The following is a 17,284-nucleotide window of genomic DNA, read 5'->3' as shown; positions in this document are numbered from 1 at the left end:
CCGGGACCGGGCCGTGGCGGCTCAGCCGACCCGGCGCAGCCACCGGCGCTGCCACGGGGTCTCCACCGCCCGGGGGTGGTAGCGCTCGCGGACCCAGGCCACCGCCTGCGCGGGAGCGAGGCCGTCCAGGACGGCCAGCGCGGCGAGGGCGGTGCCGGTCCGGCCGACGCCGCCGTGGCAGGCGACCTCGACCCGCTCCCCCGCGTACGCCCGGCGCCGCGCCTCCCGCAGCGCGTCGAGCGCGTCGGCGCGATCCAGCGGCAGCCAGAAGTCGGGCCAGCGGATCCTGCGGGCCGGCCAGGCCGGCGTCGGGCCGGGCGCCAGCAGCAGGGCGAAGTCGGCGGGCGAGGCCGCCGACGCGATCCGCCGCCCGCGTACGGTGGCGCCGCCGGGCAGCGCCAGCAGTCCGGTCCGGTCCGTCCACTGCGGTGTCCCGTGCATCCGGTCATTGTGCGGCCCCGGTAGGCCGCGCCGACACGACGGTGCCCGCCGGGATCCGGCGGGCACCGCCGACACGACGGTGCCCGCCGGGATCCGGCGGGCACCCTCGGAGATCGGTCCGGGCCCTGCCCGGCGCGCCTCAGGTCAGCGGGAACCGATCCCGAAGCGGCCGCGCCGGCGCCAGGCCAGGGAGAGCAGCACCAGCACCGCGCCGGCGCCGGCCAGGCCACCGCCGAGCTTCAGCGGCGTGCCGATGCTGTCACCGGTCACCGGCAGGTGGCCGCCGCCCGGCCGCCCCGGCCGGTCCGGCCGCGCCGGGAGGACGATGCCCGTGGCGCTGTCCTCCTGCGTCCCCTGGACGGCGGTGAAGACGTGCCGCCCGGTCCGGCTCGGCCGGTAGGTGGTGGTGAAGTTGCCGTCGCCGTCCGCCGTCACGGTGAACGTGGTCGGCGCCGACTGCGGCTGCTGGTAGGCCACCGCGGTCATGGCAACGGCGCTGCCGTCGCTCCGGCGGACCGACCCCGCGGGTGCCGCGTTGGGATTGCCGGTGATCGTCACGTTGATCGTCACCGTCCCGGCCGCCCAGCCCTCGCCCCTCAGGGTGAAGGTCTCGCCGAGGCGGATGGTCGTCGGTGTGACGGTCAGTGACGCCTCACCCGGCGTGTACACCGGTGGCTGCGGCTGTGCCGCGCCGGCCGCCGTCGGCACGGCCGCCACGGCCAGGCCGACCGTGAGCGCCATGAAGATGCGGGATAGCCGCATGATGGATTCCCTCCTACTGATCACAGCTTGGTGCGGAAACAACTTGGGTGGTCCATGGGGTGACGGTGGGTGTGAGCACCAGCTCGGCCGTGCCGGCGCTCGTCGTGCCGGTGAGCAGGGTGACGTCGAGGGTCCGGGTACGTCCCGGCTTGACCTCCACGTTCGCCACGGTCACCTGGCGGCTACCTGCGGTCCCGCTGCCCATCGCGGTGTCCCGGCCGTCCAGCCGGCCGCCGAGCACCGCCCCTCCGGTCGGGCTGTACACCGACACGAAGGTGCGGGCGGTGTACGGATCGCCGGAGAGCGCGAGGCCGGTGACCGACTCGGCCAGACCCGACTTCGGGGCGGTGGAGTGAACCGTGACCCGTAGCCGCAGCTCACGGCGCCCGTCCGGCTGGCAGTCGCCGACCGTCACGGTTGCCGAGAACCTGAGGTAGTAGCCGAGCTTCGCGCCGCTGCCGTCGTTGAGGAACACGCCGACAGTGGGCACGGTGTCCTTCTCGCGGAGCTTCCCCGCCAACTGGCTGTCGCCGAGGACGCGCTGCTCCGTGGGATGGACACTCCAGAACAATATCCGTCGTTCGGTAATAGAACGGTTGAAAACGGTCAAAAGAGACCGGGGATTCACCGCCCTGGTGAAGAGGGCGTCGAACACCGCGGACGCGGCCTGCGCGAAGTAGGAGTCCTGCGCCTTGTTGTCGAGGGTCCGGTAGGCGTCGCTGAGCAGGGTCCGGACCACGCTGCTGCCGGCCAGGCTCGGCCGGCCCGGCACGGTGACCGGCCCGAGCACGCCGAGCAGGTACGACAGCACCAGCGGATCGACGGCGAGCACGCCGTCCACCGCCGTGCCGGTGCGCCGGCGGACCATCTCCCGGTAGAGCGCGGCCGCGGTCGGGAAGTCCGGGCTGAGGTTGACGTCCGCGGGGAACGTCCCGGGCAGGTCCTTCCAGAGGCGCCGCATCTCCTCGCTCACCGGCAACGGCGGGTCGAACGACCGCAGACTGCCCGCGCTGGCCTGGCCGGACATCCGGATCCGACCGCCCTCGGCCCGCAGCACCGCGTGCGCGCCGAACATGCCCCCGGTCGCGCGCAACTCGGCCGGGTTCTGGGAGACCAGCAGGTAGCTGCGGGGACCGTCGGCGCCGAGCAGCGCGGGCAGCAGCCGGGCGCCCTGATCCGCGGCGGCGGTGAGCTCCCCCAGCCGGTCCAACTCGGTGCGCAACCCGGCGACGGCATCCCGGACCTGCCCCACCAGGTCGTCGGTGGACACGGCGCGCAGGCGCTCACCGTTCCGCCGCACCGCCTGGTCGGCGACGGAGAGCTCGGCGGACGCGCCGCGTAGGCGGCCCAGGTCGAGCTTTCCCTCCTTCGGCACCAGCGAGGCGAGGTCGAGGCGGAGCAGGGTGGGGAAGGCGAGCCGGGCCAGGTCGTCCACGGCCACCGCGATCTGGCGCACGGCGGCCAGGTCGTCGCCGGCGTACGGGGCCTGCTGGCCCAGCCACCAGGCCGGGTCGCCGGTGGCGCCGCGGGCGGCGGCGGCCTGCTCCTGGAGCGCGGCGAGGGTGCGCTGGGCCCGGGCCACGTCGCCGCCGACCACCTGCGTGCTCAACTCCTGGGCCAGCCCGGCCGCGTTGAGCAGGTGCGCCCGGGCCTGCCAGCCGCGGAACCCGACCCACCCGCCGGCGGCCAGCAGCACCGAGACGACGACAAGCCCGACGAGCAGCACCCGGCGTACGCGGGCCCGGCTGCGGCGCCGGGAGCGCCGCCGCCGGCGGGCCGACCCACCGCTTTCCGTCACACCGCTCTCCCCGGTTGAAATCGGACACCAATGACGATTGATCGCTTTGTAGCACGAATTTCCACGGGTTCGCGGCTTTATCGTGCACTTCGCCATGGTGTGGCGGTTTCGTGAGGATCGTTCCAGTCAGCGGCGGGCGGTCGCGGCGCGTGCCGAGACCTCGTGCAGCAGCCGCTCGATCCGGTCCACGCCGGCCCGCAACGACATCTCCCGGAGGTAGGCGTCCCGTCCCCGGCGACCCATGTCCACCCGCGCCGGCGGCGGGATCGCCGAGGCGAGCCAGAACCGGTCCGCCAGCGCGGCCCAGTCCTCCGGCGGGCAGGACAGCCCGGCCCGGGCGCGCTCCACAAGCGCCACCGTGTCACCGCCGGCCGAGGCGACCACCGGCGCGGCGCAGGAGAGCGCGGCCTGGAGCTTGCCGGGCACCATGCCTCGCAGCTCCGGCAGGTCACGCAGCATGACGAGCTGGTAGTCGGCCGCCGCGTACAGCTCCGGCATGTCCAACGGGGACCGCCGGTCGACGAACCGGACGTTGTCGGCCCCGAGCTCGGCGGCGAGCCCCCGCACCCGCCGCTCCTCGGCTCCCGAGCCGACCAGGACCAGGTCCATCCGGTCGTCCAGCGTGGCCGCCGCGCGCACCGCGGTCTCCAGCCCCTGGCGTACGCCGATCGTCCCGGCGTGCATCACCACGCAGCGGTCGTCCCGGCGGATCAGCCGCCGGGCGGCCCGGCTGGGCTCGGTCGGGCGGAAGATCCGCTCGTCGGTCCAGTTCAGCACCACCCGCACCCGGTCCGGGTCGGCGCCCCCGGCGACCACGAGGTCGCGCATGGACGGTGCGGTGACCGCGACGGCGCCTGCCTCCTGGTAGATCCGGCGCAGGGTGGCGTCCAGCCGGCCGGACCACCGGCGGGCCTCCCCCGCCCGGTCCGGCTCCTCCTCCGGCCAGACGTCCTGCACGTGCAGCACGGTCGGCACCCGGCCGAGCAGGCGCAGCAGGCCGGCCGCGGCGAAGGTGACCGCCGGGAGCTGGAAGACGTACAGGGCGTCGACGTCGCCGAGGTAGCGCCGGCCGGTCAGCGCCACGCTGCCGGCGAAGGAGAGCCAGCTGGCCATCCGCGCCTTGGCGGAGCCGTCACCGCCGGCGTACCGGGGCACCCGGCGGACGGTCAGCCGCTCGCTGTGCGTCTGGTGCCGCCAGCGTTGCCGCCAGCCCGGGTAGACGTGCCCGCCCGGGTAGTCCGGGAAGCCGGTGAGCACCCGCACCTCGTGGCCGCGGGCGGCCAGCTCCTCGGCCAGGCTGCCCGGGATGAACGCGGGCTCCGGCGGGAAGTGGTACGACAGGATGCCGATCTTCATGGGCGTGCTCCCGGCGCGGCTTCCCGACGCGCGCGCCCCGGCACCCCGTACGATGCCGGCATCCCCTCTGCGTCCGGCCGCGACCGCCGGAACACCGCCGTCGCGGCGCCACGTCCCGCGACCGTGCCGACGAGAGGGGTGCAGATGGTCGACGGGGTGCTCTTCGTCTGCCACGCCAACATGTGCCGGTCACCGATGGCGGAGTTCATCGCCCGCCGGCTGCTGCGCGACCTGCCGGTCGCGGTGGCGAGCGCGGGCACCGACGCCCTGGACGGGGCACCCATGCACCCGTACGCCATCGAGGTGGCCGCCGGGACCGGGGCGGACCCGGCGGCGTTCCGCACCCGCCGGCTGCGCCCCGAGCACCTGACCCGGGCCGGCCTCGTCCTGACCGCGACCCGGCGGCAGCGTTCGGTCTGCACCGCGCTGGCACCGGCCGCGCTGCCCCGGACCTTCACGCTCCGCCAGTTCGCCCGGCTGGCCGCCGCCGCGGCGGAGGCCCCCGAGGCGACCGAGCCGGCCGCCCCGCGCGCGGACTCCCCGCTGCGCGCGGCGGTGGCGGTGGCCGCCCGCGCCCGGGGGCGGCTGCAACCCGCCACCCCCGACGCGGACGACCTGCGCGACCCGATCGGCGGCTCCCCCGCCGACTTCCGGCGCTGCGCCGAGGAGATCGAGCGGTCGATCCGACCGGTGCTCGCGCTCATCGGGACAGCCGGGTGAGTTCCTGGGTGTGGTCGCCCACGGCGGCCGGCTCCCCCCGCCGGGCCACCCCGGCCCGGTCGGTGGGCACGGACGGGGCGGCAGGCACGACCACCTTGTACGCCTCGTACTGGTAGGCGTCCGCCTTGGCCACCTTGGCCATGTTCAGCACGCAGCCGAGCAGGCGCACGGAGACGGAGTGCAGCGCGTGGGCGGCGGCCGCCACCTGGCTGCGGGAGGTCCGTCCCTGCTGGGTGACCAGCAGCGCGCCGTCGGCCTGCACGGCCACCACGACGCCGTCGGTGACCGCGAGCAGCGGCGCGGTGTCGATGATCACGATGTCCGCCGACTCGCGCAGCGCCACCAGCAGGTCCGCCATCGCCTTGGACCCGAGCAGCTCGCTGGGGTTGGGCGGCGTGGCGCCGCTGGGCAGCACCAGCAGCGACTTGTCACCCCAGCGCTGCACCACGTCGCCGACCTGGACGTCGCCGACCAGCACGTCGGTGAGCCCCACCCCGCCGTCCAGGCCGAGGTAGTCGCCGACCTTCGGCCGCCGCAGGTCGGCGTCGATGAGCAGCACCCGCCAGCCGGCCTCGGCCAGCGCGATGGCCGTGTTGCAGGCCATGGTGGTCTTCCCCTCGCCCTGGAGGGCGCTGGTGACCGCGATGACGCGGGCGGGTTCGTGCACGTCGACGAAGCGCAGGTTGGTCCGGAGCTTGCGGACCGCCTCGGCGCGCGGGGAGTTGGCCGCCTCGCCGACGATCAGCGGGGCCGCCTTGGCGCCGGACTCGAACGGGATCTCGCCGAGCAGCGGGCTGCCGGTCACCCGCTGAAGCGCGGCGGCGTCCCGCATCCGGACGTCGGCCAGCCCGCGCAGCACGGCCAGCCCCGCCCCGAGCAGCAGCCCGAGCAGGCCGCCGATGACCAGGTTCCGCACCGGCTGCGGCGAGACCGGGCTGGAGGTCACCCGGGGACCGCTCACCACTTCGAGCTTGATCGGCGGCGCCTTGCCGTCCGGCGGGGTCTCCACCTTCTGCACCAACTCGACGAACTTGGCCGAGAGCGTCTCGGTGGTCTTGAGCGCCCGGGTCTGGTCGGTGTCGGTGACGGTCGCCTTCAGCAGCACGGTGCCGGCCTCGGTGGAGGTGGTGATCCGGCGCTGCACCTGGTCGGCGGTGAGCCCGAGCGGCGCCTCGGCGACCACGCTCTGCGCCAGCCGGTCGCTGGTGAGCAGGTCACCGTAGGACTTCACCCGCTGCTGGAGGAAGAGGCTGCCCTGGTAGGCGTCGGTGACGCCCTGGCTCGGGGTGGTGACGAAGAAGGTCACCGACGCCTCGTAACGAGGCGCTGTACGGACCGTTACCAGAGCGGCGGCACCCAGGGCGATCATGACCGTGACCAGCACGATCCACCAGTGGCGTCGGACCAGGCGCAGGTAGCCGAGCACGTCCATCACGCTCCCCCTCGCGACACGCCGGTCTGCCGATGAAACTGCACGAAAGCCCCCTAAAAACCCCAGTACACGTGCCAGGATTGAAAACGCCTATACATGACGAGAAGTGACTCGACGAATGTAAACGATCAGAGCCGCACAGACGGTCTAAATCCTCCCATTCACGGATCGGACGCAGAGGGCAATCCATGGATCGTGAAGCCACCGCCGCCGAGGACGCCGTACGACCACGGGGGCGGGTCACCCACCGGGTGGCCACCCTCTCCCTGTTAACGCTGGACACGGCCGCGTGGTGCGGCGGATTTCTCGGCGCGGCGTGGACCCGGTACGAATTCGCGCTGACCGCCGGCGCCGGCGCCCGGGTGCTCGCCGTTGCGCTCGGCTGCGCCGCGGTGTATGCGGTGCTCACCCTGGTCCGACTGCGGACGCACGGCCGGCACCCGATCGGCAGCGCCGGGGAGGCCCGCGGGCTGGCCGGCACGGCGGCGACCGCCACCCTCGCCACGCTCGCCGTCGTGCTGCCGTGGGCGGACCGGCCGGTGCCGGCCAGCACCCCGCTGCTCGGCGGCGCGGTCGCGCTCGTGCTGATGGCGGCGGCCCGGGGCGTCTGGCGGGCCCGCCAGGACCGGCACCACCGCCCGGTGCCCGACGCCGAGCGGTGCCTGGTCTACGGGGTGGACGCCGCCAGCGAGCGGCTGGTCCGGACGCTGCTGCGCGACCCGCAGAGCCGCTACCGCCCGGTCGGCCTCCTCGACGACGACCCGGAGAGCCGCGGGCTGCGCCTGGAGGGGCTGCGGGTGCTCGGCGGCCGGGAGCGGATCGGGGCGGCGGTGCGCGGCACCGGAGCGCGCACTGTCATCTTCTCGATGAGCGGCTCCGAGCCGAGGCTCCTGCGCGACGTGCGCTCCCGGACCCTCGAGGCCGGCGCCGCGTTCAAGGTGCTGCCACCCGTCCGCGAGCTGCTCGACCGCCCGGTCGCCGTGACCGACGTGCGGGACCTCCAGCTCAACGACCTGCTCGGCCGGGCGCAGCGGGTCGCCGAGCTGGCCGTCGAACGCGGCGGGCTGGCCGGCCGCCGCGTCCTGGTCACCGGCGCGGGCGGCTCGATCGGCTCCGAGCTGTGCCGGCAGATCGCCCGCTGCGAGCCGGGCGAGCTGATGATGCTGGACCGCGACGAGTCCGCGCTGCACGCCCTGCAGATGTCGCTGCACGGCCGGGCCCTGCTGGACGGCCCGGAGCTGATCCTGGCCGACATCCGGGACGCCGAGGGCATCGCGCGGGTGATCGCCGACCGGCAGCCCGACGTGGTCTTCCACGCCGCCGCACTCAAGCACCTCACCATGCTCCAGCGGCACCCCGGCGAGGCCATCAAGACCAACATCTGGGGCACCCTCAACGTGCTGGAGGCGTGCCGCGACGTCGCCGAGTTCGTCAACATCTCCACCGACAAGGCGGCCAACCCGACAAGCGTGCTCGGCTACTCGAAGCGGATCACCGAGCGGCTCACCGCGTACCACGCGGAGCGGCTGGGCGGGACCTACCTGAGCGTGCGGTTCGGCAACGTGCTGAGCAGCCGGGGGTCGGTGCTGACCGCGTTCCAGGCGCAGATCCGGGCCGGGGTGCCGATCACCGTCACGCACCCGGACGTCACCCGCTACTTCATGACCGTGCAGGAGGCGGTGCACCTCGTCCTCCAGGCGGCCGTCGTCGGCCGCGGCGGCGAGGCGCTGGTGCTCGACATGGGCGAGCCGGTCCGGATCGCGGACGTGGCGCGCCGGCTGGCCGCCGAGGCGGACCGCCCGGTCGACATCGTCTACACCGGGCTGCGCCCGGGCGAGAAGCTGCACGAGCACCTGTTCGGCGCCGACGAGGCGGACAGCCGCCCGTTGCACCCGCTGATCTCCCACGTCCGGGTGCCCGCGCTCGACCCCGACGAGGTGCGCGGCCTGGACCCGTACGCCGACCCGGACGAGCTGATCAAGCGGCTGGCCGCGCTCTGCGAGACGGCCGACGCGTCACTGCCGGTGCTGCCCGGGCAGCGCTGAACCCGTGGGGTGGGACGCTCCGTCCACGTGGTGAGAGGAGCGTCCCACCCGGTCCGGTCGCCGCGGGCCGTCCGGCCCGATAGGGTCGGAAGCGGTGTGCCGGGAAGACTGGTCGGCGTTTTTCGCCGACCCCTGCTCCCGGAACGGACACCGCATGACCAACCCCACCCGACAGTTTCCTCGCCTGCTCTCCCGACGGTCGTGGCCGGAGGCCCGGTTCCTGGCCGACGTGCTGCGCACCGAGACGGTCGGCGGCGGGCTGTTGCTGCTCGGCGCGGTCATCGCCCTGATCTGGGCCAACTCTCCCTGGCGCTCGGCGTACGCGGACCTGGGCGACTGGGTGCCCTGGCCCGGCGGCGCGGCACTGCACCTGGACCTGAGCCTGGCCACCTGGGCCGCCGACGGCCTGCTGGCGATCTTCTTCTTCGTGGTCGGCCTGGAGCTCAAGCGGGAGTTCGTGGCCGGTGACCTGCGCGACCCCCGGCGGGCGGCGCTACCGGTGGTGGCCGCGATGGGCGGCATGATCGTGCCGGCGCTGGTCTACCTCGCGGTGACCCTCGGCGCCGGTGGGGCGGGACTGCGCGGCTGGGCGATCCCCACCGCCACCGACATCGCCTTCGCGCTCGCCGTGCTCGCCGTGGTCAGCTCGCACCTGCCGCAGGGCCTGCGGGCCTTCCTGCTCACCCTCGCGGTGGTCGACGACCTCTTCGCGATCATCATCATCGCGGTCTTCTACACCGCCGACTTCCACCCGGTGCCGCTGCTCGGGGCGCTGCTGCCGATCGCCGCCTTCGCCCTGCTGGTGCAGCGCCGCCGGACCTGGTGGTGGGCGCTGATCCCGCTCGCGGTGACCGCCTGGGCGCTCGTGCACGCCTCCGGGGTGCACGCCACGGTGGCCGGGGTACTGCTCGGCTTCACCGTGCCCGTGCTGGCCACCCGGGGTCGCGGGCCGGGGCTCGCCGAGCGGTTGGAGCACCGGTGGCGGCCCGTCTCGGCGGGCTTCGCGGTGCCGGTCTTCGCGTTCTTCGCCGCCGGGGTCACCCTTGTCGACGTCGACCTGGCCGGGGTGCTCACCGACCCGGTGGTGCTCGGGGTGGCCGCCGGGCTGGTGCTCGGCAAGGCGGTCGGGGTGTTCGGCTCGACGTTCCTGCTGGCCCGGTTCACCCGGGCGGAACTCGACGAGGAGATCACCTGGGCCGACCTGGCCGGGCTGGCCCTGCTGGCCGGCATCGGTTTCACCGTCTCGCTGCTCATCGGCGAGCTGGCGTTCGGGCCGGGCAGCCCCGAGGACGAGCGGGTGAAGGTCGCCGTGCTGCTCGGCTCGCTGCTCTCGGCCGCGCTGGCCGCGACGGTCCTGATCCGGCGCAACCGGGTCTACCGGCGGATCAGCGAGCGGGAGAGCCGGGACTCCGACGGCGACGGCGTGCCGGACGTCTACCAGGACGAGAGCGCGTAGCGCGGCAACGCGCCCGGCACGCCGCGCCGGGGGTCACCGTCGGCGGTGGGCCTTCTCCTCCTCCGTCCCGTCGGTCTCCTCCTCCACCGCGTCGGCGTACGGGTCGAGGAGGTCGTCGCCCGGCACCGCGACCTCCTCGGCCCGGTCCTGCTCGTCCGAGCGTGCGCCGGGCGGGGGCTCCGGAGCGGTGCCCTCCCCGGCGAAACCGAACTCGTTGGGCTCGTCGTGTCGACTCATGCGCGGAACCTCCCGGTCGTCCCATCTGCTCCAGTGGCACCCGCCCGGCGACGGTCACTCCGCCCGGCGCGGCCCAGATGTTCATACCCAGGGACGCCGTCCACGATCATCGGAACCGGGATTCCGCCGCCGCGACCGGGTCACCGGCCGCGACGGCGGAGACGGAGTCAGGCGAGCTCGGCGACCGCCTCGAGGACCAGCCAGAGGCCGGAGATGGCGAAGAGCACGGCCGCGCCGTACCGGATGGCCTTCTCCGGCAGGTGCCGGCCGAGGAGGCGGCCCACCAGGATCGCCAGGGCATCGGCGGCCACCATGCCGAGGGTCGAGCCCAGCCAGGTGCCGAACCAGCCGTACTTGGTGGCCAGGGTGATGGTGGCCAGCATGGTCTTGTCGCCCAGCTCGGCCAGGAAGAACGCCACACCGACGGTGATGATCGCGTTGCGGCTGCTCTTCTCCGCCTTGCGCTTCTCCTCCTCGGTCAGCTTGTCGCCGCGCAGCGTCCAGGCGCCGAAGCCGAGGAACGCGAGACCGGCGATGAGCGAGATCCAGCTGGTGGGCAGCGCGGCGTGGAGGCCGTACCCGATGGCGACCGAGGCCAGGTGCACGATAGCGGTGGCGACCGTGATGCCGATGAGCACCGGCACCGGCTTGAACCGGGTGGCGAATGTCAGCGCCATGAGCTGGGACTTGTCGCCCAGCTCGGCGACGAAGATGACGCCGAAGCTGATCACCAGCGCGACGAGGAAACCGTCCATGTGAACCTTCCCGATCAAGCCGGGAGGAGGTACGGAGGCGCCCTCGACCCGGCTGCGACAGCCTGAGTCGAAGGTCTCGCCCGCCCCGGGGACCGGGGCCGCGTGGCCGGATGCGGAACGCACCAGTATGTCGACCACGACATTGGGGGCTACTCCCCTTCGCGCCGCCCAGCCTAGCCGATCATCGCGGGGCGGGCCGCCGCGGGTGAACAGGCTCACCCGCGGCGGCCCGGCGGGTCAGTCGGCCCGGGCCAGGCTGACCCCGAACAGCCCGTCCGGATCGGTCCAGAACTCCTGCCGGACGAACCCGGCCGCGGCCAGTTCCCGGGCGATCCCCTCCGGGCGGAACTTGGCCGAGACCTCGGTCCGCAGTTCCTCGCCGGCGGCGAACCCCACCTCCAGGTCCAGCACGTGGACCCGGGCCGGATGCTCGGCGCGCAGCCGCATCTCGATCCACTCGCGCTGCGGATCCCAGACCGCCACGTGCCGGAACGCCGCCGGGTCGAAGTCCGCCCCCAGCTCCCGGTTGATCACCCGGAGCACGTTCCGGTTGAACTCGGCGGTCACCCCGGCCGCGTCGTCGTAGGCGGGGACGATCACCGACGGGTCCTTCACCAGGTCGGTGCCGATCAGCAGCCAGTCGCCGCACTCCAGCGCCGCACGCATCGCGGTGAGGAACTCCGCCCGTTCCGCCGGCAGCAGGTTGCCGATGGTCCCGCCGAGGAACAGCACCAGCCGCCGGCCGCCGGTGGGCAGCCGGTCCAGGTGCCGGGTGAAGTCGCCCACGATGCCCCGCACCCGCAGCCCCGGGTACGCGGCGGCGATCTGCGCGGTGGACTGGCGCAGCGCGCTGACCGAGACGTCCAGCGGGACGAAGGTGCCCAGGTCGCCGTGTCGGGTGAACGCGTCCAGCAGCAGCCGGGTCTTCTCCGACGAGCCGGAGCCCAGCTCGATCAGCGTCTTCGCGCCGGTCACCGCGGCGATGTCGTCGGCGTGCGCGGCCAGCACCGCCCGCTCGGCCCGGGTCGGGTAGTACTCCGGCAGCCGGGTGATCTCCTCGAAGAGCGCGCTGCCCCGGGCGTCGTAGAACCATTTCGGTGGCAGCCACTTCGGCGTCGCCGTCAGCCCGGCCCGCACGTCCTCCCGCAGACTGCGGCCGAGGTCCTGCTCCTCCAGGTGGATCTCCAGCGGCTCCGCGCTCATCAGCAGTCCTTCCTGTTCCTACCGGTGTGGGAAACGGGTTCAGGCGACCGTCAGCTCCCGGCTGTCCAGCCCTCCGGCGGTGGCCACGACGAGCCGGCCGTCCGGCACCGCCCGCCAGCCGGGGTCGTCGTCGAAGGGCTCGGAGGCCAGCAGCACCGAGTCCGGGGTACGGCGTATCGACAGCGCGTGCCCGGCCACGCTGGCCGCCACGGTGGCGCCGTCGGTGAGCAGCAGGTTCAGCCGCGATCCCGGGGCGGCGGCGGAGACCGCCGCGACGGTCTCGGCGAGGGCGTCGCCGGGCGCCGCGCCGGCCCGCAGCCGATGCCGGACCAGCGCCCACAGCAGCGCCGAGTCGGTCGGCACCTCCAGGGTCAGCAGGTCACGGACGGGCAGCCCGGCGGCGAGGGGCACCAGGCTGTCCGGCCAGCCCCGGACCACCCCGTTGTGGCTGAACAGCCAGCGCCCCTCGGCGAACGGCGCCGCCGCCGTCTCGTGCAGCGGCATGCCGACCGTGGCGGACCGGACGGCGGCCAGCACCGCGCCGGTGACCGTCACGGCGGCCAGGTCCGGCAGGGTCGTGTCGCTCCACATCGGCTGGGCCCGCCGGTAGCGGACCGGGTCGCCGTCGCCCGGGTACCAGCCGACCCCGAAGCCGTCGGCGTTGATGGTGCCGCCGCCGCGCATGTCCCGCGGCGCCCAGGACTGCCGCAGCAGCCCGTACGGCGGGTCGAAGAGCAGGCTGCTGAGGCTGACCGGCGGACCGAGGTACGCCAGGTGTCGGCACATCAGGCCGCACCACCCGTCACGCCGCCTCCTCGGGCCGGGCGTCGCGGGCGCAGCGGAAACCGCTGAAGATCTGCCGCCGGATCGGGTAGTCCCAGTTGCGGAAGGTGCCCCGGCAGGCCGACCGGTCGGTGCCGAACGAGCCGCCGCGCAGCACCCGGTGGTCGTCGCCGAAGAAGACCTCCGAGTATTCCGGGTAGGGGAACGCCACGAAGCCCGGGTGGCCCCGGAAGGGCGTCGAGGTCCACTCCCAGACGTCGCCGATGAGCTGGTGCACGCCGAGCGGGGAGGCGCCGTCCGGGTACGCGCCCACCGGCGCCGGCCACAGGTGCCGCTGCCCCAGGTTCGCGTGCGCGCCGGTCGGGTCCTCGTCGCCCCACGGGTAGCGGCGGGACCGGCCGGTCGCCGGGTCCCAGCGGGCCGCCTTCTCCCACTCCGCCTCGGTGGGCAGCCGCTTGCCGGCCCAGGCCGCGTACGCCGCCGCCTCGTGGAAGCAGACGTGCACCACCGGCTCGTCGTCGCGCACCGGCGACCAGCGGCCGAACCGGCGGTACGCCCAGCCGTCGCCGTCCCGCCGCCAGTGCATCGGGGCGCTCAGCCCGGCCTCGACCCGGTGCCGCCAGCCGGCCTCGCTCCACCAGCGGGGCTCGTCGTAGCCGCCGTCGGCGATGAAGGCGCGGTACTGCCCGTTGGTGACCGGCGCGGCGTCGATGGCGTACGCCGGCAGGTCGACGGTGTGCGCGGGGCGCTCGTTGTCCAGCGCCCACGGGTCGGTGGAGGTGCCCATGGTGAACGGCCCGGCCGGCACCAGCACCTCGCCGCCGACCCGGACCCGCGGCTCGGGCGGCGGCGCGGCGTCCAGCACGGGGCCACCGGCGCGCAGCTGGTGGGTGGCGAGCATGGTCTCGTCGTGCTGCTGCTCGTGCTGGACGATCATGCCGAACGCGAAGCCGTCCTCGACCAGCCTCCGCTCGGTGAACCGGATCCCGTCCAGCAGGTCGTACACCTTGTCCCGGACGGTGCGCACGTACGCCCGTGCCTCCGCGGGGGGCAGCAGCGGCAGCGCCGGGCGGTCCTTGCGGGGCTGCTTGAAGGCGTCGTACAGGTCGTCGATGTCGCGGCGCACCGGCTCGCGCCCGCCGACGTCGCGGACCAGCCACAGCTCCTCCTGGTTGCCCACGTGCGCCAGGTCCCAGACCAGCGGGGACATCAGCGTGGAGTGCTGCCGCACCAGGTCGTCGTCGTCCACCGCGTCGGTCAGCAGCGCGGTCCGGGCGCGGGTGCGCTCCAACTCGGCCGCGATCCGGCTGCGCAACTGCTCGCCCTCCGTGGCCGGCCGGTCGGTCGTGGTCACCGGTGTCCCCTCTCCGCGGCGGCGCGGCGCCGCCGGATCGCTCGGCTCGTCTCGTCGTGGATCCCGGCCGGCAGGTCCAGCCGGGGCAGGGCCGCCAGGGCCAGGTCGAACAGGGCCGCCGCGGCGGCGGCCAGCGGTCGCTCCGTCAGCCCCCGCCGGGCCGCCACGGACCAGCGGTCGGCTACCGGGGTGGCCACGGCCAGCGCGTCCCGGGTGGTGGCGGGGTCGGCGAGGAGCGCGGCGAGCACCGCCAGCGGCACCGTCCACTCCCGACCGGGCTGGGCGTCCAGGTAGCGGACCTCCAGGTAGCCGCGCGGGCGCACCGGCGGGAAGAGCGTGCTGAGGTGGTATTCCAGGTCGTCGGTGCTCGGCGGGTGCGGCAGCGCCCCGGCCAGCCAGTCGGCGAACGTGACGCCCGGTGGCGGGGTCCAGTCCGGACCGTCGCCGCGGAGGCAGAGCAGCGGCGCGGCGAGCGCGTACTCGGTCCAGGCGGCCACCGGGTCGAGGTGGGCGCGGGCCGGTGACCAGACCGGTCGGGTGCGCGCCGGGTCGATGGCCAGCCAGGCGGCCATCCGGGTGGAGGCCCAGCCGGTGCGCCGGCCGGCGTGCCGGTCGGCGGTGGCGAAGGCGGCCAGCAGCGGCGGCCCGACGGCGTGGACGGCGGCCCACCGCTCGGCCACCCGGTCCGGCTCGCCCGCGTCCAGGCAGACCTGGAGCCCGGCGGTGCTGTACATCATCGCTCGTCCGGCGGGCCCGTGCCGGTCGAAGACGCAGCGCATGGCCCGGTAGCGCGGGGTCTCCACGACGGGGCGCGGGGGGCGCCAGGGATCCATTCCGGTGCGGCCCAGGACGAGGCCGGCGGCGTCCAGGAGGGCCCGCAGCTCGGCGGTGTCGGCCTCGGTGGCCAGGATGAGCGCGGCGACCGAGGGTCGCGGCGCGGAGGAGATCTCCACCTGCCCGCCCGGCTCCACGGTCACGGTGCCACCGCGCCGGAGCCCGGCGGCCGGGCTGGTGGGGTCGATGGTGACGGGGCTGTGCCGTCCCAGCGCCCGGCGCAGTCGCTCGCGGTCGACCGGGCGGGTCGGGTCCGCGGCGTCGTGCACCGTCCATTCCAGCTCGACGCCGGTCAGGGTGGGTGGCCCGGTCTTGAAGCAGATCCTGGCCAGGTGCCCGCGGGCCGCCGCCTCGTCCCCCAGGACGGTGGTCCGGTCCAGCTCCGGCGACATCACCACGAGACGGCTCCTCTCCCCTGGCGGGCGACCACGCTGTCGGCCGGGAGGCCTGCCGTGCCGGCCGGGCGTCCCGCGGGTCCCACCATCTTCTGTCTAGCAGACGGAGTTCGCGCGCCCGAGGAGATGAATTTTTGTCCGGAATCCGGTTGCGGGCCGAGCCGGCTCAGCGGCCGGGGGCGCCTGTCGGCTTTCCGGTCCGCGGGGTCGGGGCGGCCGGCGTGGACGGCGTCGCCCTGCGGGAGTCGGCCGACGGCGTCGCCCTGCCGGCGTCGGCCGACGGCTTCGGCGCGGGCTCCGGTGACTTCTCCGGCACCAGGGCGAGGCAGTAGCCCTCGACCCGGTCGGCGCCCCCGGCGGCGGCGACCAGGTCGGCGTACGCCGGGGTCTCCAGCGCCCGGGCCCGCTGCCCGTCCGACTTCGCCAGGTAGCCGCGGCACAGCCCGGTCAACTGTCCGGCGCTCGGCGGCCGGCCCGGCCCACCGGAGGCGCCGGGCGTCGGCGCGGTGGACGGGACGCCACCGCTCGGGCCGGCGCTCCCGGGTCCGGAGTCCGTCGGTGTGCCCGGGCCGGTGCTGCCGGCACCGGCGCTGCCCGAGGTGCCCGGCGCGGGCGTGGGTGTCGGTTCGGTGCCCCGGTCGAGGCTCACCGCGGCGAACGCGACCCCGGCGGTGGCGGTGGCGGCGAGCCCGGCCAGGGCCGCGCCGAGCCGGAAGCGGTGGCGCGGCCGTGGCGCCACGGCCCGGACCGGGACCGGGGCCGGCGCCGCCCGGGCGGCGCGGAAGGCGGCGAGGGCCTGCTCCTCGCCGGCCAGCTCGCCCGGGTCGGCCGGGGCGGCCGCCGCGGCGAGCAGGTGCGCCAGCGGGTCGCCGCCCGGCTCCGCGGGTGCGCCGGAGCGGGCCGCGTCGAGGAGGCGCTCCGACTCCGCCCGGTCGGCGGGCCGGTCGGACCGGCGAAAGCTCATCCCGTTTCCCTCCACGTCAACCGTCCGCCGGCTCGGCCTTGGGCGCGTGCGGCGCCTGCCGTCCCCGGCCGGTACGGGGGCGGGGCGGCGTCGCTCCCCCGGCCCGGTCCGACGACTCGTCGGCGTCGGCACGCTCCAGCATGCCGGCCAGCCGGCGCAGCCCCCGGTGCGCGGCGGTGCGCACGGCGCCGGCCCGCCGGCCGAGCACCCGCCCGGCGGTCTCCGCGTCGAGCCCGATCACGGCGCGCAGCAGCACCGCCTCCGCCTCGCGGGGCGGCAGGCTGGCGATCAGCGCCAGGGCGCTCTCGGTGCCGATCGTCTCGCCGGCCCGCTCGGCGGTGTCGGCGTCGCCGGCCAGTTCGCTGAGCGCCTGAACGGGCACCGGCAGGGCCGGCCGCCGGCGCTGCCGGCGCAGGTGGTCCATGGCCCGGTTGCGGGCGATGGTGACCGTCCAGGCGCGGAACTCGCCGCCGGTGAAGCTGGGCAGGTCGCGGGAGATCTGGAGCCACGCCTCCGAGGCCACGTCCTCGGCGTCGGCGCCGACCAGGGCGGTGAGGTAGCGGAGCAGGCCGGGCTGGAGGCTGCGGTAGAGGAAGCGGAACGCCGCCTCGTCGCCCGCCTGCGCGGCGACGACCGCCTCGTTCAGCTCACCGGTCATCGTTCCGCCGTCCCCGACGTGCCGACTCCCCGGACCGGCGTGCGCCGGTGCCGGTGTGCCCGACGCCCGCCCGGTCGGACGACCGGACCTC

The 17,284-nt window shown here is 75.1% G+C and carries 16 protein-coding genes; 3 read left to right on the top strand and 13 right to left on the bottom strand.

Annotation, left to right across the window (positions count from 1 at the left end; all coding sequences use genetic code 11):
• Positions 1-21 precede the first annotated feature (21 nt).
• The 4 genes from GA0070603_RS01645 to GA0070603_RS01630 all read right to left on the bottom strand — a co-directional run bounded on the left by GA0070603_RS01645 (position 22) and on the right by GA0070603_RS01630 (position 4,357).
• On the bottom strand, positions 22-441 hold the full coding sequence (locus GA0070603_RS01645; RefSeq protein WP_091306017.1) for a protein-tyrosine phosphatase family protein: 420 nt from the start codon (positions 439-441) through the stop codon (positions 22-24).
• Between the two features lie 144 nt (positions 442-585).
• Complete coding sequence (locus GA0070603_RS01640; protein ID WP_091306015.1) at positions 586-1,203, bottom strand: hypothetical protein; 618 nt, start codon at positions 1,201-1,203, stop codon at positions 586-588.
• A gap of 13 nt (positions 1,204-1,216) precedes the next feature.
• Complete coding sequence (locus GA0070603_RS01635) at positions 1,217-3,001, bottom strand: DUF4012 domain-containing protein (RefSeq protein WP_244282344.1); 1,785 nt, start codon at positions 2,999-3,001, stop codon at positions 1,217-1,219.
• 126 nt (positions 3,002-3,127) lie between these two features.
• Positions 3,128-4,357 carry a glycosyltransferase family 4 protein gene (locus GA0070603_RS01630; protein WP_091306010.1) on the bottom strand — a complete coding sequence of 410 codons (1,230 nt, stop codon included), beginning with the start codon at positions 4,355-4,357 and terminating at the stop codon, positions 3,128-3,130.
• 144 nt (positions 4,358-4,501) lie between these two features.
• Between GA0070603_RS01630 and GA0070603_RS01625 the strand changes: the two genes are divergently transcribed.
• A complete protein-coding gene (locus GA0070603_RS01625; RefSeq protein WP_091321389.1) occupies positions 4,502-5,077 on the top strand; it encodes an arsenate reductase/protein-tyrosine-phosphatase family protein in 576 nt (191 codons plus the stop codon).
• On the opposite strand, the gene GA0070603_RS01620 is transcribed toward GA0070603_RS01625, so the two are convergent.
• Positions 5,058-6,509, bottom strand: a complete 1,452-nt coding sequence (locus GA0070603_RS01620; RefSeq protein WP_091306008.1) for a tyrosine-protein kinase domain-containing protein — start codon at positions 6,507-6,509, stop codon at positions 5,058-5,060. The two genes, GA0070603_RS01625 and GA0070603_RS01620, sit on opposite strands and share 20 nt — an antisense overlap.
• Before the next feature lie 188 nt (positions 6,510-6,697).
• On the opposite strand from GA0070603_RS01620, the gene GA0070603_RS01615 reads away from it, so the two are divergent.
• Both GA0070603_RS01615 and nhaA read left to right on the top strand, forming a co-directional pair.
• Positions 6,698-8,554 carry a polysaccharide biosynthesis protein gene (locus GA0070603_RS01615; RefSeq protein WP_091306007.1) on the top strand — a complete coding sequence of 619 codons (1,857 nt, stop codon included), beginning with the start codon at positions 6,698-6,700 and terminating at the stop codon, positions 8,552-8,554.
• 154 nt (positions 8,555-8,708) lie between these two features.
• The gene (nhaA, locus tag GA0070603_RS01610; RefSeq protein WP_091306005.1) at positions 8,709-10,010 is read left to right on the top strand and encodes a Na+/H+ antiporter NhaA; all 1,302 of its coding nucleotides are present in this window, start codon (positions 8,709-8,711) and stop codon (positions 10,008-10,010) included.
• Positions 10,011-10,043: 33 nt separating this feature from the next.
• Here the strand turns inward: nhaA and GA0070603_RS01605 are convergent, their stop codons facing one another.
• The 8 genes from GA0070603_RS01605 to GA0070603_RS01570 all read right to left on the bottom strand — a co-directional run bounded on the left by GA0070603_RS01605 (position 10,044) and on the right by GA0070603_RS01570 (position 17,193).
• A complete protein-coding gene (locus GA0070603_RS01605) occupies positions 10,044-10,247 on the bottom strand; it encodes a hypothetical protein (protein ID WP_091306003.1) in 204 nt (67 codons plus the stop codon).
• A 167-nt stretch (positions 10,248-10,414) separates the two neighbouring features.
• Positions 10,415-11,002: a TMEM165/GDT1 family protein gene (locus tag GA0070603_RS01600; protein ID WP_091306001.1), complete on the bottom strand. Its 588-nt coding sequence runs from the start codon at positions 11,000-11,002 to the stop codon at positions 10,415-10,417.
• Between the two features lie 237 nt (positions 11,003-11,239).
• Positions 11,240-12,205, bottom strand: coding sequence for an L-histidine N(alpha)-methyltransferase (egtD, locus tag GA0070603_RS01595; RefSeq protein ID WP_091305999.1), 966 nt, complete (start codon positions 12,203-12,205; stop codon positions 11,240-11,242).
• Between the two features lie 39 nt (positions 12,206-12,244).
• On the bottom strand, positions 12,245-12,991 hold the full coding sequence (gene egtC, locus GA0070603_RS01590) for an ergothioneine biosynthesis protein EgtC (protein ID WP_091305997.1): 747 nt from the start codon (positions 12,989-12,991) through the stop codon (positions 12,245-12,247).
• Between the two features lie 16 nt (positions 12,992-13,007).
• Positions 13,008-14,342, bottom strand: a complete 1,335-nt coding sequence (gene egtB, locus GA0070603_RS01585) for an ergothioneine biosynthesis protein EgtB (RefSeq protein ID WP_091305995.1) — start codon at positions 14,340-14,342, stop codon at positions 13,008-13,010.
• Complete coding sequence (gene egtA, locus GA0070603_RS01580; protein ID WP_091305993.1) at positions 14,339-15,574, bottom strand: ergothioneine biosynthesis glutamate--cysteine ligase EgtA; 1,236 nt, start codon at positions 15,572-15,574, stop codon at positions 14,339-14,341. The genes egtB and egtA overlap by 4 nt, the downstream gene beginning before the upstream one ends.
• A gap of 163 nt (positions 15,575-15,737) precedes the next feature.
• Positions 15,738-16,535, bottom strand: coding sequence for a hypothetical protein (locus GA0070603_RS01575; protein WP_208862777.1), 798 nt, complete (start codon positions 16,533-16,535; stop codon positions 15,738-15,740).
• A gap of 16 nt (positions 16,536-16,551) precedes the next feature.
• Positions 16,552-17,193 carry an RNA polymerase sigma factor gene (locus GA0070603_RS01570; RefSeq protein ID WP_091305991.1) on the bottom strand — a complete coding sequence of 214 codons (642 nt, stop codon included), beginning with the start codon at positions 17,191-17,193 and terminating at the stop codon, positions 16,552-16,554.
• Positions 17,194-17,284 lie beyond the last annotated feature (91 nt).

The sequence above is a fragment of the Micromonospora chersina genome (assembly GCF_900091475.1).
Classification (GTDB): Bacteria; Actinomycetota; Actinomycetes; order Mycobacteriales; family Micromonosporaceae; genus Micromonospora; species Micromonospora chersina.
This window is presented reverse-complemented; position numbering and strand designations above follow the sequence as displayed.

Bases quoted from the DNA above. Each gene is read 5' to 3' on its own strand.
- GA0070603_RS01575 (WP_208862777.1), bottom strand. From the start codon at position 16,535: ATGAGCTTTCGCCGGTCCGACCGGCCCGCCGACCGGGCGGAGTCGGAG.
- GA0070603_RS01605 (WP_091306003.1), bottom strand. From the start codon at position 10,247: ATGAGTCGACACGACGAGCCCAACGAGTTCGGTTTCGCCGGGGAGGGC.
- GA0070603_RS01615 (WP_091306007.1), top strand. From the start codon at position 6,698: ATGGATCGTGAAGCCACCGCCGCCGAGGACGCCGTACGACCACGGGGG.
- GA0070603_RS01620 (WP_091306008.1), bottom strand. From the start codon at position 6,509: ATGGACGTGCTCGGCTACCTGCGCCTGGTCCGACGCCACTGGTGGATC.
- egtC (WP_091305997.1), bottom strand. From the start codon at position 12,991: ATGTGCCGACACCTGGCGTACCTCGGTCCGCCGGTCAGCCTCAGCAGC.
- GA0070603_RS01640 (WP_091306015.1), bottom strand. From the start codon at position 1,203: ATGCGGCTATCCCGCATCTTCATGGCGCTCACGGTCGGCCTGGCCGTG.
- GA0070603_RS01625 (WP_091321389.1), top strand. From the start codon at position 4,502: ATGGTCGACGGGGTGCTCTTCGTCTGCCACGCCAACATGTGCCGGTCA.
- nhaA (WP_091306005.1), top strand. From the start codon at position 8,709: ATGACCAACCCCACCCGACAGTTTCCTCGCCTGCTCTCCCGACGGTCG.
- GA0070603_RS01570 (WP_091305991.1), bottom strand. From the start codon at position 17,193: ATGACCGGTGAGCTGAACGAGGCGGTCGTCGCCGCGCAGGCGGGCGAC.
- GA0070603_RS01600 (WP_091306001.1), bottom strand. From the start codon at position 11,002: ATGGACGGTTTCCTCGTCGCGCTGGTGATCAGCTTCGGCGTCATCTTC.
- egtD (WP_091305999.1), bottom strand. From the start codon at position 12,205: ATGAGCGCGGAGCCGCTGGAGATCCACCTGGAGGAGCAGGACCTCGGC.
- GA0070603_RS01645 (WP_091306017.1), bottom strand. From the start codon at position 441: ATGCACGGGACACCGCAGTGGACGGACCGGACCGGACTGCTGGCGCTG.
- GA0070603_RS01630 (WP_091306010.1), bottom strand. From the start codon at position 4,357: ATGAAGATCGGCATCCTGTCGTACCACTTCCCGCCGGAGCCCGCGTTC.